General features: G+C 69.4%; 12 protein-coding genes. 10 read left to right on the top strand and 2 right to left on the bottom strand.

The annotated features are described in order from the left end of the window. Positions 1-15: 15 nt before the first annotated feature. The 7 genes from ABFX45_RS05610 to ABFX45_RS05580 are packed head-to-tail and all read left to right on the top strand — an operon-like array spanning position 16 to position 5,861. Entirely contained in the window at positions 16-834 is an 819-nt protein-coding gene (locus ABFX45_RS05610; RefSeq protein ID WP_233440225.1) for a metallophosphoesterase family protein, read from the top strand. Beyond that, complete coding sequence (locus tag ABFX45_RS05605; protein WP_109641710.1) at positions 835-1,488, top strand: 4'-phosphopantetheinyl transferase family protein; 654 nt, start codon at positions 835-837, stop codon at positions 1,486-1,488. A gap of 42 nt (positions 1,489-1,530) precedes the next feature. Then, entirely contained in the window at positions 1,531-2,280 is a 750-nt protein-coding gene (locus ABFX45_RS05600; protein WP_109641711.1) for an amidohydrolase family protein, read from the top strand. Further along, positions 2,277-3,017: an amidohydrolase family protein gene (locus ABFX45_RS05595; RefSeq protein WP_109641712.1), complete on the top strand. Its 741-nt coding sequence runs from the start codon at positions 2,277-2,279 to the stop codon at positions 3,015-3,017. Before ABFX45_RS05600 ends, ABFX45_RS05595 begins: the two co-directional genes overlap by 4 nt. Beyond that, the gene (locus tag ABFX45_RS05590; protein WP_109641713.1) at positions 3,014-4,246 is read left to right on the top strand and encodes an ABC transporter substrate-binding protein; all 1,233 of its coding nucleotides are present in this window, start codon (positions 3,014-3,016) and stop codon (positions 4,244-4,246) included. Before ABFX45_RS05595 ends, ABFX45_RS05590 begins: the two co-directional genes overlap by 4 nt. After that, on the top strand, positions 4,243-5,058 hold the full coding sequence (locus ABFX45_RS05585; protein WP_346128120.1) for a carbohydrate ABC transporter permease: 816 nt from the start codon (positions 4,243-4,245) through the stop codon (positions 5,056-5,058). Before ABFX45_RS05590 ends, ABFX45_RS05585 begins: the two co-directional genes overlap by 4 nt. Next, positions 5,058-5,861 (top strand): carbohydrate ABC transporter permease, encoded by an 804-nt coding sequence (locus ABFX45_RS05580; RefSeq protein WP_109641782.1) that lies wholly within the window; start codon positions 5,058-5,060, stop codon positions 5,859-5,861. The genes ABFX45_RS05585 and ABFX45_RS05580 overlap by 1 nt, the downstream gene beginning before the upstream one ends. Here the strand turns inward: ABFX45_RS05580 and ABFX45_RS05575 are convergent. Next, on the bottom strand, positions 5,842-8,664 hold the full coding sequence (locus ABFX45_RS05575) for an AfsR/SARP family transcriptional regulator (RefSeq protein ID WP_170155332.1): 2,823 nt from the start codon (positions 8,662-8,664) through the stop codon (positions 5,842-5,844). The two genes, ABFX45_RS05580 and ABFX45_RS05575, sit on opposite strands and share 20 nt — an antisense overlap. Positions 8,665-8,952: 288 nt before the next feature. Here ABFX45_RS05575 and ABFX45_RS05570 point away from each other — a divergent pair, with 288 nt between their 5' ends. The 3 genes from ABFX45_RS05570 (at position 8,953) to ABFX45_RS05560 (ending at position 13,160) form a co-directional block, all read left to right on the top strand. Next, positions 8,953-10,266: an FG-GAP-like repeat-containing protein gene (locus ABFX45_RS05570; RefSeq protein ID WP_346128117.1), complete on the top strand. Its 1,314-nt coding sequence runs from the start codon at positions 8,953-8,955 to the stop codon at positions 10,264-10,266. Next, positions 10,266-11,429, top strand: a complete 1,164-nt coding sequence (locus tag ABFX45_RS05565; RefSeq protein ID WP_346128115.1) for an FG-GAP-like repeat-containing protein — start codon at positions 10,266-10,268, stop codon at positions 11,427-11,429. Before ABFX45_RS05570 ends, ABFX45_RS05565 begins: the two co-directional genes overlap by 1 nt. Before the next feature lie 249 nt (positions 11,430-11,678). Then, positions 11,679-13,160 (top strand): glutamate-cysteine ligase family protein, encoded by a 1,482-nt coding sequence (locus tag ABFX45_RS05560; RefSeq protein ID WP_346128113.1) that lies wholly within the window; start codon positions 11,679-11,681, stop codon positions 13,158-13,160. Positions 13,161-13,254: 94 nt separating this feature from the next. Here the strand turns inward: ABFX45_RS05560 and ABFX45_RS05555 are convergent, their stop codons facing one another. Next, positions 13,255-14,937: a cellulase family glycosylhydrolase gene (locus ABFX45_RS05555; RefSeq protein WP_346128111.1), complete on the bottom strand. Its 1,683-nt coding sequence runs from the start codon at positions 14,935-14,937 to the stop codon at positions 13,255-13,257. Positions 14,938-14,953 lie beyond the last annotated feature (16 nt).

The raw sequence follows: 14,953 nt of genomic DNA, 5'->3' as shown, positions 1-14,953 counted from the left end.
GATACCGTTCGAACTGTGAAGCTTCTGGCCACGAGCGACCTGCACGTCTCCTACCAGGACAACCGCCGGGTCGTGGACGCGATCGCCTCATCCGGCCAGGAGGACTGGCTGATCATCGCCGGGGACGTCGGCGAGAAGTTCACCGACGTGGAATGGACTCTGCGGACACTGCGGCAGCGGTTCGCGCAGGTCGTCTGGTCGCCCGGCAACCACGAGCTCTGGACCACGAAGGACGACGAGAACCAGGCCCGCGGGGAGATGCGCTACAAGCAGCTCGTCGAGCTGTGCCGCAGCCTGGACGTGATCACCCCGGAAGATCCGTACGTGGTCTTCGAGGGCGACGGAGGCCCGGTCACTGTCTGTCCACTGTTCCTCGGCTACGACTACTCCTTTCGGCCGCATGGCGCCACGGACGTGCAGTCGGCCCTCGCCATCGCGCACGAGGCGGGAGTGGTGTGCACGGACGAGTACTTCCTGCACCCCGACCCGTACCCGTCCCGCGAGGCGTGGTGCCGGGCACGGGTCGCGGAGACCGAGGAACGCCTGAAGGAGGTCACCGGCCCGACCGTGCTCATCAACCACTACCCGCTCGTCCGCGACCCCACGTTCGTGCTGCGCTACCCCGAGTTCGCGCTCTGGTGCGGCACGACGCTGACCGCGGACTGGCACCGCAGGTTCAACGCGGTCGAGATGGTCTACGGCCACCTGCACATCCCGCGCACGACGCACTACGACGGCGTGCGCTTCGACGAGGTCTCGCTCGGCTATCCGCGCGAGTGGAAACCACGCGGCACCACCCAGGTGAAGCTGCACGACGTGCTGCGGGAGTCATAGGTGCTGGAACAGCTTCTTCCCCCGCCGATCGCGGCGGTGGAGCGGTACGACGACGATCTGCCCGTCGAGCTCTTCCCCGAGGAGGAGGCGCTCGTCGGCAACGCCGTGCCGAAGCGCAGGTTCGAGTTCGGCACGGCCCGCTGGTGCGCCCGTGAGGCGATGAAACGTCTCGGCCTGGCACCGGTGGCGATCCTGCCAGGCCCGAAGCGGGAGCCGCAGTGGCCGGAGGGCGTCGTCGGCAGCCTCACCCACTGCGCCGGCTTCCGAGCCGCTGCGCTGGCGCTGACCAGCGACTTCCTCACCATCGGCATCGACGCCGAACCGCACGCCCCTGCACCGGAGGGCGTGCTGAACGCCATCGCGATCCCGGCGGAGCTGCGCAGGATGCCGGGGCTGAAGGTCGACGACCCGAAGATCTGCTGGGACCGGCTCCTGTTCAGCGCCAAGGAGTCCACCTACAAGGCCTGGTACCCGCTCACGCAGCGGTGGCTGGGCTTCGAGGACGCCGACATCACCCTCAACGCCGACGGCACCTTCCACTCGCGCATCCTGCTGCCCGACACCCCCGTCGCCGGGTTCGGAGGCCGCTGGCTGGTGCAGGGCGACATCCTCGTCACCACCATCGCCGTGCCAGCGGCCACGCAGGGGAAATGACCGTGTAGGGGACGTGTAGAGGCGGTCACCAGACTGCCTCTCATGGTGAGACTTCCCCCGGTACCCGCCGAGCGGCACGAGATCGGCATCGACGTCGACGTGCTGTTCGGCGCGGTTCCGCACCGGCAGCTGGACGCGTCGCTGGACGCGGTGGCCCATCAGCAGGAGAGCCACGGGATCCGCCGCGGCCTGCTGTGCTCGCTGCGCGGTGCGTTGTTCGACGTCTGCTCCGGCAACGACGAGACCCGCAAAGCCACCGAGCAGCAGCAGCGGTTCGTGCCCGTCGGCAGCGTGGACATCCGCGACGCGCTCGGCGCCGAGGACGAGATCGGCAGGCTCGCCGAGGCCGGGGTGAAGATCCTGCGGCTCTTCCCGCCCGAGCAGTGGGTGGAACCGGGCTCCCCCGGCCTCGCCGCGATCATCGACACCGCCGTCGGCCACGACCTGGTGCTGCTGACGAGCGGTGACTTCAGCCAGTTCTGGCGGCCGTTCGCCGACCGCGGCGCGCGGGTGTGCTTCCTCGACGTGCACGCCTACCGGGTGGCGGACTTCGTCGTGACGGCCCGCCGCGAGCCCGGTTTCGTGGCCTCGACGAGGATGCTGGTGGGCCCGGACTCGATCGAGCGGATCGCCGGCGAGGTCGGCGCGCACCACCTCGCGTACGGGTCGCGGACGCCGCTGCACGACGTCATGCCGTCCGCGCTGCGGCTGCGCATGGCGGGTCTGACCAAACAGGAGTGGAAACAGGTCGCCGGGGGCACCGCGGCCGGGTGGCTGGGAGAAGCACTGTGATCATCGACGTTCACGCGCACGCCGGGCCGTGGTTCTTCGCCACGGACGTCGGTGCCGCCGAGCTCAACATCACCCTGATGGACCGCTACGGCATCGACCGGCAGATCGTCTCCGCGTCGGAGGCCGTCACCTACGACATGGTCGCGGGCAACAGGTGGATGGCCGAGGTGCTGGAGGCCCACCCGCGGCTGCTCGGCTACGTCGTGGTGAACCCGAACGACCTCGCGGCCGGGGCGCGCGAGCTGGAGAAGTACCAGCCGACCGGCAGGTTCGTCGGTGTCAAGGTGCACACCACCTATCCCGGCCAGACGCTGCTGTCGAAGGCGATCCAGGACACGATGGCGCTCGCCGCGCAGGCCGGTCTGCCGGTGCTCGTCCACACCTGGGACGAGTCCGTGCTCGGCCTGGTCGACGTGCTGGAACGGCATCCCGGCCTGCGGGTGATCGCCGGGCACATGGGCGGACCGGCGTGGCGGACGGCGGTGGAGGCCGCCACCCGCACCGACCGGCTCTACCTCGAACCGTGCTGCTCGATCACCGACGCCGGCCGCTACCGGTACGCGCTCGACCGGGTGCCGCTGGAGCAGATGCTGTTCGGCACCGACAGCACCTTGGTCGACCCGGCCATCGCGATGGGTGTAGTAGTGGATGCCGCCCTCACCGAGGACGAGTACGAACACGTGATGTGGCGCAACGCCGCGCGCCTCTTCGGCATCGAAACGGACCAAGCCGCATGAAGAGAACGGCAGCGCTCGTCGCAGCCTGCACGGTCGCGACGCTCACCGGCTGCGGTGCCCAGCCCGGCGACGACGCCGTGACGCTGTGGATGTACCCGGTAATCGCCGACCAGGCGCAGAACCGGGCCTACTGGCAGAAGGTCGAGGCGGGTTTCGAGGCCGAGCACGGCCTGAAGGTCCGCATCGAGCTGCAGCCGTGGGAGAGCAGGCAGGAGAAGCTCGGCGCCGCGCTCATGGCGGGCAGCGGGCCGGACGTCGTGCTGCTGCAGCCGGACATGATTCCCCAGTACGTGGAGGAGAAGGCGCTGCTGCCGGTCGGCGACGTGCTGAAGGCCGGTGACCGCCAGTACCGGCCGTCGGCGATCACCGCGCTGACGGTCGGGGACCAGACCTACGGGCTGCCGCTGTACCAGACCGTCACGACGACGGTGTACAACCGCAAGCTCTTCACCGAGGCCGGCATCACCGAGTTGCCGGACACGTGGGACGAGGTGAGGGCCGCGGCGCCGAAGCTCGCCGCGAAGGGCGTCCCGGTGCTCGACTACGCGGGCTCCACCGAGGAGACGCTCAACATGACCTTCTACCCGCTGCTGTGGCAGGCGGGTGGCAGCGTGTTCAACGAGGAGGGCACGAAGAGCGCTTTCTCGTCGGCACAAGGCGTTGACGCGTTGCGGTTCCTCGTCGACCTCAACGCGATGGGCGGCCTGCCGCGCGACGCCGCGACCAAGCGCGCCCGGCTCGTGGACGACGCGGTGGCGGCAGGAAAGGCCGCGATGTCGCACTCCATGGTCTCGACGACGGCCCGCAACGTCGTCCGCTCGGCCGGCGCGGAGAACACGGTGGTCGGCGCTCCCCTGCGGCACAGGGCGCAGGTGACGTTCGGGCAGCCCGGAGCGCTGTCGTTGCTGCGCACGGCCAAGAATCCCGACGCGGCCCGGAAGTTCCTGTCCTACATGACCACGCCGAAGGTCATCGAGGAGCTGTGCGTCCACTCCGGCTTCTTCCTGCCGTGGACCGGCGCCACGCCGCCCGTCGTCGACGACGTGGACAAGGGTTTCGCGCAGGCGCTGGAGTTCGCCAGGGCCGGGGACACGCATCCGCAGGCGCGCAAGGTGATGGGGCTGCTGGCACCGCACCTGCAGGCCGCGCTGCTCGGCGAGAGGACACCCGAGCAGGCGCTCGCCGACGCGGCGGTAGAGGTCGACGCGTTGCTGCAGCAGAAGCGATGAGCCGGCTGCGCGAACCGCTGACGGTGCTGGTGTTCCTGCTGCCCGTGCTGGTGCTGTTCGGCGCGTTCCGGTTCCTGCCGATGCTGGGAGCGGCCGGGCTGAGCGTCACCGACTACCAGCCGGGCGGCGACGTGGAGTTCGCAGGCACGGAGAACTACGCGAGCCTCGTGCGGGACGACCACTTCCTGGCGAGCCTGCGCACGACCCTGACCTACGCCGCGATCTACGTGCCGCTCATCCTCGTGGTCGCGCTGGGGACCGCGCTCCTGCTGCACTCGGTGCCGTGGGGACGCGGGTTCTTCCGTGCCGCGTTGCTCGCGCCGTACGTCACGAGCCTGGTGCTGAGCGGCGTGATCTGGAAGTGGTTGTTCGAGCCCGCGGGCCTGCTGCGGGATCCGTCGACGGTGCTGCCCGCGCTCGCCGTCGTCGGGGTGTGGAAGGGGTTCGGCTACGCGATGCTGGTCCTGCTCGCGGGCATCAGGAACGTGCCGGCCGACTGCCTGGAAGCAGCCAAAGTGGACGGTGCAAGCGTTTGGCAACGGTTCCGGCACATGATCCTGCCGTCGTTGCGGCCGGCGATCTTCTTCGTCGTCGTGGTGGAGACCATCGGCGCGTTCCAGGTCTTCGACCTCATCTACGTGATGACCGGAGGTGGTCCGGTGCGGGCCAGCTACACGCTGGCGTACGCGGTGTACCAGTACGGCTTCACGTACGTCGAGATCGGCAAGGCCGCGGCGGCCGGGCTGGTGTTGTGGGCCATCGTGCTGCTGGTGTCACTCACCCAGCGCCGAGCTTTCGAACGGAACCCGTGATGCGTTCGCGTGTGTGGCTGACCATCCTGCTGTCGGTCGTGTCGCTGCTGGCGATCGGCCCGTTCGCGCTGATGGTGGTGATCGCCCTGACGCCGCGCTACTCACCGGTGCTCCCGCACGCGTGGCCGGCGTCGCTGACCCTGGACAACATCGTCCAGGTGCTGTCGACGGAGAGCTTCCTGCGGTGGACCGGCAACACGGTGATCTACTCGGCGGTGTCGGTCGTCGCCGTGCTGCTCTCGGCGTCGATGGCCGCGTACGTGTTCGCGCGCAAGCGTTTTCCCGGCCGGGACGTGCTGCTGTGGTCGTTGCTGTCGACGCTGATGGTGCCGTTCCACGCGGTGCTGATGCCGTCGATCGTGATCATCCAGCTGCTCGGCTGGGCGGACACCTACTGGGGACTGATCATCCCGACGCTCGCCAACGCGCAGGCGGTGCTGCTGCTCCGGCAGTTCATCCGCGCGCTGCCGGACGAGGTGTTCGACGCCGCGCGGATCGACGGCGCCGGGGACTGGCGGGTGTACTGGAACGTCGTGCTGCCGCTGTGCCGCCCGGTGCTCGCGACGCTCGCGGTGTTCGTGTTCCTCTGGCACTGGAACGACTTCCTGTGGCCGCTGGTGGTGTCGGGGACCGGCGACACCGGCACGCTGACGGTCGGTCTGTCCACACTGGACGCCGGGCACCTCACGATCCCCGAGCTGATGTCCGCGGCGACCGTCACCGGGCTGCCGTGCCTGCTGGTTTTCCTGCTGCTGCAACGGCGGCTGGTCAGCACCGTCGGCTTCACCGGCCCTGGACGGTGAGCCCCAGTTGCTGCAACGCGTTGACGGTCCTGGAGACGTGCACCTGCATGTCGAGGCGCTGGAAGAGCCGCAGCGCCTGCTCTAAACAGGCGGCCGCCTCGTCGGGACGCTGGTTGCGGTGCGCGACCCAGCCGAGGCTGTAGAGGGTGGCCGCCTTGCCTGCGCTCTCGTCCTCCGGCGAGAACACGGTGAGCGAGCGGGACATCATCTCCGACGCCTTGCCCGCGTCGCCCTGCTCGGCGTAGCTGGCGGCGAGGACGTGCAACGCCAGCGCCTCGTCACGCGGGCAGGAGGCCGCGCGGAACAGCTCGATGGCGTCGAGCAGCGCCTGTTCTGTCTGGGAGAGGTCTCCCCTGGCCTTGTGGTGCAGGCCGAGGCTGAACAACGCGCAGGCCTGCCCGTACCGGCTGCCCAGACGGCGGAAGATCTCCAGTGCCTTGCCGAGGCACCGCGCGGCGTCGTCGAGCCTGCCCTGGTTGCGGTGGACAATTCCGAGCGCCTGCAACGCGAACGCCTCGCCGCTCTCGTCCTGGCAGCAGCCGAACGTCTCACGGGACCGCTCGAGCCGGACCGCGGCCTCGTCCAGTCTGCCGTGGAAAAGGTGCACGCTGCCGAGGCCGAGGTTCGCGTAGGCGTGGCCGCGGTGCTCGCCGGTGCGGGCGAAGATCTCCTGCGCCTGGCCGAAGTGCTCGCTCGCCTCGCCGTAGTGGTCGCGGTAGAACGCCAGCGCGCCGAGCCCCTGGTGCAGGATCGCCTGGTGCCGGTCCTCGACGGCGGCGCTCAGCGCGAGCTCGTGGGTGTGGCGCCACAGGTCGTAGTGGCTGCGCAGGTCGAACAACGTCGTCAGCGCACAGGCCAGGTCGCAGGCCAGGCTCGTCATGCCGAGTTCGAGGGCCTGCTCGACGACACCGACGAGCGCGTCCCGTTCGGCTTCCAGCCACGCCAGCGGATCCGCGAGCAGGCGACCGGTGTCGAGCCCGCTGCGTTCGGGAGCGAGCCGCACCTTGAGGAACCGGCACGGCAGGCCGGACTCGGCCTGGACGGCGAGGTCGAGCCACGCGGCGAAGGCCCGGTGCAGCGCGCTCGCACGGTCGTCCGCGGAGTCGACCTCGTTGGCGCGCTCCCTCGCGAACACCCGCAGCAGGTCGTGGAAGCGGTACCGGCCCTGCCACACCTCCAGCAGGTGCACGTCGGCGAGGCTGTCGACGATCTCCTCGGCGTCCGGCACGTCGACGCCGAGCAGCGCCGCGACGACCCAGCCGGGGAAGTCCGGCACGTCGAGCAGGCCGAGCAGCCGGAACGCGCGCTGCTGCACCTCGTCGAGCGCGTCGTAGCTCCACGCGAGGCTGGCGCGGGCTTCGAGGTCGTCGATGCGCAGCTCGTTCAGCCGGGTGCCCTCGCCGGCGAGGCGTTCGGCGAGGCGGCCGACCGTCCAGTGGCCGCGGCGGGCCAGGCGCGAGGCGGCGATGCGCAGCGCGAGCGGGAGGTTGCCGCAGTAGCGGGCGACGGCGGCAGCCGCGTCCGGTTCCGCGGTGATGCGGTCCGCGCCGGCGATCTCGCCGAGCAACCGGACCGCGTCCTCGGCGCCCAGCACGTCGAGGTTCACCGTCTGCGCGCCGACCAGCTGCACGCGGCTGGTGACGAGGACGGCGGACGAGTCGGAGCCGGGCAGCAGCGGGCGGACCTGGGCCATGCTCTTCGCGTCGTCCAGGACGATCAGGACCTGGCGGGCGGCGAGCTGGGAGCGGTAGAGCGCGGCGCGCGCCTCGAGGTCCTCCGGGACCGCGTGCGGGTGCACCCCCAGCGCGATGAGCAGTTCCGCGAGGACGGTCGCGGGGTCGCGCGGCGACGAGCCGGTGCCGCCGAGGCGGACGTAGAGCTGGCCGCCGCCGAACTGGTCGCCGACCTCGTGGGCCGCGCGGACCGCCAGTGACGTCTTGCCGACGCCCGCCTTGCCGGTGATCGCGGCCAGAGTGGACCTGGTGCGTTGCGTGAGGACCTTGCGGAGCTCGGCCAGTTCCGCGGCGCGGCCGGTGAAGTTGTCGACGTCGGGCGGCAACTGCATGGGGCGCACCGGGTTCAGGCCCTCGGGTCTGCCGCCGCGCAGGATCTCCTGGTGCAGGTCCTGGATCTGGTCGCACGGGTCGACGCCGAGCGCGTCGACGAGCACCTCGCGGACCGCGCGGTAGGTCTCGAGCGCCTCCGCCCTGCGACCCGCCTCGTGCTGGGCCCGCATGAGGCGCCACCACAGGCCTTCGCGCAACGGGAACTGCCGGACCTGCACCCCGAGCTCGGTGATCAGGGCGCCGTACTGGCCGGCGGCGAGCCGGGCGTCGGCGGAGTCCTCCCGCGCGGCGGCGGCCATCTCCTCCAGCCGGACCACGTCGGCTTCCAGCCAGCCGGCGCGCGGGACGTCCTCCAGCAGCGTGCCGCGCCAGACCTGCCACGCCTCCTGCCAGATCGCCACGGCCTTCGCGGCGTCCCCTGCCGCCAGTGCGGCACGGGCGCGCGCCGCCGTGGCCTCGAAGACCTCGCTGTCCAGCTCGTCCGGCTCGACGTGCAGCCGGTAGCCCGCGCTGTCGGTGGTGAGCCTGCGGGGCAGGCCGATGTCGGTGAGGTCGCGGCGCAACCGGCTCACGTAGGTGTGCACGTTCGCGACGGCGGACACGGGCGGGTTCTCGCCCCACAACGCGTCGATGAGACCGGCGAGGCTGACGGGTTGCCGGGCACGCACGAGCAGCGCGGCGAGCAACGCGCGCTGCCGTGGACCGGCCGGCTTGAGCGGCTGGCCTGCGTTGGCCACCCTCAGCGGACCCAGAATCTCGAAACTCGCCGTGTTTCCCAAGGCTCCCCACCCTGACCGGCCACCAGCTTCGGATCGTAGCAGCAGGTCGGCGGGCCGGAAGATGCACAAACAGTGCCAAAATGCTGACATTCGCCGTGCGTTCACCACATGCGGGGCGAGAAATGCTGTAGATGACGTGTAGAGGCCGTGTAGATCGGCTCCATAAATTTTCTCGCAGAACGCCGGAAAGCGCCGGCATTTGGTCAGGGTCTGACCACCTCCACCGCGAGAGAAATGGATTCCGTGATGTCTTCCAGAATCGGCAGAGCGGTCATCGGCGTCGCCGTGGCCGCGATGGCGCTGGCACTCGCCCCGCCCACCGCCCAGGCCGCCGCTCCCGCGCTCGAGCTGCCGTTCATCTGCGGCACGTCCTGGAAGGGCGACTCGGGCTCCAGCAGCGCGCACCGCAACAACGAGATCGACTGGAACATGTCCGGCACCACGGGCAACGAGGATCTCGGTGAGCCGGTGCTGGCCGCGGCGGCGGGCACCGTGCGGTGGGAGGGCGGCGAAACCTCCGCCTACGGCAACTACGTGGAGATCGACCACGGCGGCGGCTACTCGACGCTGTACGCCCACCTCGACAAGAAGTCCGTGCACCTCAACGACGTCGTACGGCAGGGAGACGTGATCGGCACGGTCGGCAACACCGACGGCAACACCTCCGGCCTCTCCGCGCACCTGCACTTCGAGTTCCGCAACCGGGGCGGCGGCCAGAGCTACCCCGACTACATCCGGCCCGCCTCGTTCCACGGTGACGCGTTCGACTACGCCGCTGGCACCGAGACGTACGTGAGCCAGAACTGCGGCACGCTCAACAAGGCGGCCAAGAGCATCAACGGCGACAAGTACGACGACGCGATCGGCGTCGACTCCGAGGGCGTAGCGTGGGTCTACTACGGCAGGTCCGGTGGTGGCTTCAGCGCCGCCGTGCGCCTGGGCGCCGGCTGGGGCGCGTTCAGCCGCATCGCGATCAACGACTCGAACGGCGACGGCTGGGCGGACCTGTTCGCCGTCGGCAACGGCACCCTCTACTACTGGAACAACCGCGGCAACGCCACGTTCAGCACGGCGCAGGAGGTCGGCCCCGGCTGGGGCGCGTTCGAATACGTGTCCTTTGTGGACATCAACGCCGACAACAAGACCGACATCCTCGCCCGTGACGGCGGCAAGATGTACGTCTACACCGGCCAGGGCGGCGGCGCGTTCGCCGCGCGGTCGCTGCTCGGTGAGGGCTGGTCGGGTCTGCTCAGGCACACGGCGGGGGACGCCGACGCGGACGGCGACGGCGACATCTGGGCGACCAACTCCGCCGGTGATCTCTACTTCTGGAAGAAGACCGCCGACGGCTACGCCACCGCGGCGCAGGTCGGCTCCGGCTGGAACGGGTTCCGCCATCTGGTGGCGATGGACGTCAACGGCGACTCGAAGGCCGACCTCGTGGCCATCCGCACGTCCGACAACACGCTCTGGCAGTGGCTGGGCGGTGGCGCCGGCACGTTCGGCAAGGCCACCCAGATCGGCAGCGGCTGGGCCGGCTTCACCCTGGCGGTGAACTGATGAGGATCCTTTCCGGACTTCTGGTGGCGGCCGCGTTGTGCACGGGCGTTGTGCTGCCCGCTCAGGCCGCCGGTGACATCGACCTGTGCGTGTCCAACGGTCGTAACGCGGGGTTCTCCGGTGAGAAGCTCGTCGTCGCGGTGGCGGTCGGGATGGCGGAGTCCCGTTGCGACCCGTCCGCCCGGTACGTGAACAGCGACAGCCACAACTCGGTCGACCGCGGCCTCTGGCAGATCAACGACTACTGGCACAGCGAGGTCAGCGACTCCTGCGCCTACAACGCCGCGTGCAACGCGAAGGAGGCGTACCGGATCTCCGACCAGGGCACCGACTGGACGCCGTGGTCGACCTACAAGTCGGGCTCCTACAAGCAGTTCATGGACGACGCCCGCACGGCAATCGGCGCCGCGCCTGCCCCCGTGCTGCCGGCGAAGAGCGTGAACGGCGACAAGTACGACGACGCGCTGGGCGTCGACCCGTCCGGCACGGCGTGGATCTACAAGGGTAAGGCCGGCGGCGGTTTCATGGCCGGCGCCCGGCTCGGCCCCGGCTGGGGCGGGTTCTCGAAGATCGGCATCGGCGACTCCAACGCCGACGGCTGGGCCGACCTGTGGGCCATCGGCAGCGGCACCCTCTACTACTGGCACAACCAGGGCAACGGCACCTTCGGCTCGGCGCAGACCGTCGGCACCGGCTGGGCGGCCATGGAGAACGTGGCGTTCGGCGACGTCAACGGCGACAACCGGGCGGACATCCTGGCCCGCGACGGCGGCAACATGTACCTCTACGTCGGCCGCGGCAGCGGCAGGTTCGCCGAGCGCGACCTCGTCGGCGCCGGCTGGGCGAGCCTGTTCCGGCACACCGCCGCGGACGCCGACGGAGACAGCGATGGCGACATCTGGGCGACCAACAGCTCCGGCGAGCTCTACTTCTGGAAGCGCAGCGGTGCTGACTTCGCCACCGCGGTGCAGGTCGGGTCCGGCTGGAACGGGTTCCGGCAGATGACGTCGATGGACGTCAACGGGGACAACAAGGCCGACCTCGTCGCAATCCAGACCTCGGACAACACGCTCTGGCAGTGGCTGGGGACCGGGAACGGCGGATTCGGGACCGGCACGCAGGTCGGGTCCGGCTGGACGGGCTGGACGCTGGCCGCGAACTAGTTCGATTTGCCCGGCAATGGCCGGCCGTCTTCGCGACGGCCGGCCATTCTTTTGTGCGGAAACTCGCAGCCGCCCGAATGCGGATCACGTGCAGAACAGCTCGATGAATTCCCTTGTCATGAGCCGGCCAGCCGACGCGGCGGACCGTCCCCGGGCGACCCGCCGTCCCGGAACGTGACACACGGGTGTCGGATTGATCAACCATGGTGCACAGTGGTGGGGTGAACCCTCGACCGTCGGGAGGCCGCCATGGGCGAGGACGTCGCGAAGCACGAGTTCACGCGTGAGGACCGCACGCGGTACCGCACCAAGGTGCGGCGATGCCTCGACGTGTTCGCCAGGATGCTGCGTGAGGCGCGGTTCGACTTCGAGAGGCCGATGACCGGTCTCGAGATCGAGATCAACCTCATCGACGAGCACGGCGACCCGGCGATGAAGAACCACGAGGCGCTCCAGGTCATCGACGACCCGGACTTCGTGACGGAGCTCGGCCAGTGGAACATCGAGATCAACGTGGCACCGCGGCGGCTCGCGGGCGGGGGCATCACCTCGTTCGAGGAGACGGTCCGGCGCAGTCTGAACAAAGCCGAGGAGAAGGCGCGCGAGATCGGCGCGCACATGGTCATCAACGGCATCCTGCCGACGCTGCGCAGCAAGCACGTGACGCCCGACCAGCTGTCCAGCAACCCTCGGTACGCGCTGCTCAACGAGCAGGTGCTGGCCGCGCGGGGCGAGGACCTGCAGATCTCCATCGACGGTGTGGAGCGGCTGCACCTCACCGCCAGCTCGATCGTGCCGGAGGCGGCCTGCACCAGCACGCAGCTGCACCTGCAGGTGAGCCCTGAGCAGTTCCCCGCCTACTGGAACGCCGCCCAGGCCATCGCCGGTGTGCAGGTCGCGGTCGGCGCGAACTCGCCGTTCTTCCTCGGCAAGGAGCTGTGGCGCGAGACCCGCATCGCGTTGTTCCAGCAGGCCACCGACACCCGTGGCGACGAGCTCAAGGCGCAGGGCGTGCGGCCGCGGGTGTGGTTCGGCGAGCGGTGGATCAACTCGATCTTCGACCTGTTCGAGGAGAACGTCAGGTACTTCCCCGCGCTGCTGCCGATCTGCGAGGAGGAGGACCCGCTCGCCGTGCTCGACCACGGCGACACGCCCGCCCTGAGCGAGCTGAAGCTGCACAACGGCACCATCTACCGCTGGAACCGCCCGGTGTACGACGTGGTGCGGGACAGGCCGCACCTGCGCGTCGAGAACCGGGTGCTGCCCGCGGGCCCCACCATCGTCGACACGCTGGCGAACGGCGCGCTGTACTTCGGTCTCGTCAGGGCGCTGGCCGAGGACGAGCGTCCACTGTGGTCGCAGATGAGCTTCCAGGCCGCGGAGGAGAACTTCAACGCGGCCTCCCGCAACGGCATGGACGCGCAGATGTACTGGCCTGGTGTGGGCACGGTGCCGGTGGTCGAGCTGGTGCTGCGCCGGTTGTTGCCGCTCGCCCACGAGGGGCTGATCCGGTGGGGCGTCGACTCGGCGGAGCGGGACCGTTTACTGGGCGTCATCGAACAGCGCTGCCTCACCGGCGTGAACGGCGCGACCTGGCAGGCACGTGAGTTCCACCGGCACTACGACCACACGCACCTGGACCGCGCGGACGCCCTGCGCACGATGCTGCGGTCCTATGTGGAACTCATGCACGCCAACGAACCCGTGCACACCTGGCCGCTGAGCTCGTGAACGGGTGTGGCCGCCGGAGCGACCACACCCGTCACGACCCAGTTCAGGCGCCCCGGCTCTTCTCGGGGGACGCCATCCTGTACTGGTTACTCGTTCAAGACACAGGGAAGTTGTCCGGTGTCCGGATGCGCTCGCGCACCCACACACCGGCCGGCTTGAGCACACCGGTTCCCGCGAACGTGCTACCGGCACACGTGCCGGTCTTGAACACCGCGCCCGACAGACCGTCGTCGGAGTAGTTCCAGTTGGCCCAGGAGATCTTCTTCTGCGCCATCAGGTCCAGGTACCGCTGCGACATGGTGAAGTCGTTGGTCCCGCCACCGGACGAGGTCTGGGTGCCGAACTCGGTCACGAACACCGGGACCTGGCTCGACACGCGGTCCAGGACGGCGAGGTGGGAGTCCCGGTGCGAGGTCGCGTAGAAGTGGAACGAGTACATGAAGTTGGTCGCGTTGACCCTGTTGTTCAGCACGACCGACGGGTCCTCGCCGATGGAGTGCCCGAAGGTCGACCAGCCGTGCGTGCCCGAGACGATGAGGCTGTCCGGGTCGATGTTGCGGATGACCGGGATCATCTGCTCCGCGTAGGACTTGACCTTCGCCCACGTGACGTTGTTCGGCTCGTTGGCGATGTCGTAGATGATGTTGGTCTTGTCCTTGTGCCGCTGGGCGATCTCCGTGAAGAACGTCTTGGCGCGAGCCAGGTTGTAGTTCGGGTCACCGGGGGTGAGCTGGTGCCAGTCGACGAGGACGTAGATGCCGCGGCGCGTGGCTTCCTCGATGTAGCCGTGCATCATGTCGGTGAACTTGCGGGGGTCGGTCTCGTACCCGTCCTCCTGGATGTACATGGCGACGCGGATGAAGTCCGCGTTCCAGTCGTTCACCAACGCGTCCCACCACGCGGCCTTGGAGCACTGGTGGTACCACTGGATGCCGTGCGTGCTCATGCCGCGCAGCTGGATGGGCCTGCCGTACTGGTTGCACAGCTGCACACCACACACACGCAGCAGACCGTTGATGTCGTGCGGCCTGGTGCCGCCGGGCGTGCCCGGCGACGTCTTCACCGTGACCGAGTTCGACGCGCCGGAAAGGTTCCCCGCTGCGTCACGCGCCTGCACGGTGAAGGTGTACGAGGTGTCCGGCGTGAGGCCGCCGACGGTGTGCGTGGTGCCGGTCGCGGTCTGGCCGTTGGACAGCACGTACGACGTCACACCCACGTTGTCGGTGGACGCGTCCCACGCCAGCGTGATCGACGACGAGGTCTTGGCCGTCGAACGCAGGTTGCCCGGCGTGGACGGGGCGATCGTGTCCGGCGGGCCGGACGGGGGTTCGACGTCGAGCCGGTCGACGTTCGGGCCGCCGTTGGACGTGGTGGCGGTCGCCTTGATCGTGTTGGTGCCCGCGTTCAGGTTCACCGTGGTGGTGCGGATCTGCCACGACGTCCAGGCGCCCGTGCCGGGGAACGAGAGCTCGTCCGCCGCCAGCGAGCCGTTCACCGCGATGTCCATCGGGCGGTTCGCCGTGGTGCCGTTGGCGAACCGGAACGTGAGCGTCGCCGGGCCCGCGCTGGGCGAGCTCACGGTGAACTCGACGGAGCTGCCGACCTCGTTGTCGTAGTTGACGAAGCCCGTGCCGGTGAAGCCGGAGTGGTTGGACTCCACGAGCCCGTTCGAGATGGTCGCGTTCTCCGCCTGGTACTGGACGGGGGCGGCGACCGCGACGGCCGGGACGGCGAGCGCTAGAGCTGCTGGTAGAACCAGGAACAGGGATCTGGCCACAGGGGTGCCTCCTGTG

Source organism: Lentzea roselyniae (genome assembly GCF_039537795.1).
Taxonomy (GTDB): domain Bacteria; phylum Actinomycetota; class Actinomycetes; order Mycobacteriales; family Pseudonocardiaceae; genus Lentzea; species Lentzea atacamensis.
The sequence above is the reverse complement of the archived record's forward strand: the minus strand, read 5'-3'. Positions and strand labels throughout refer to the sequence as shown.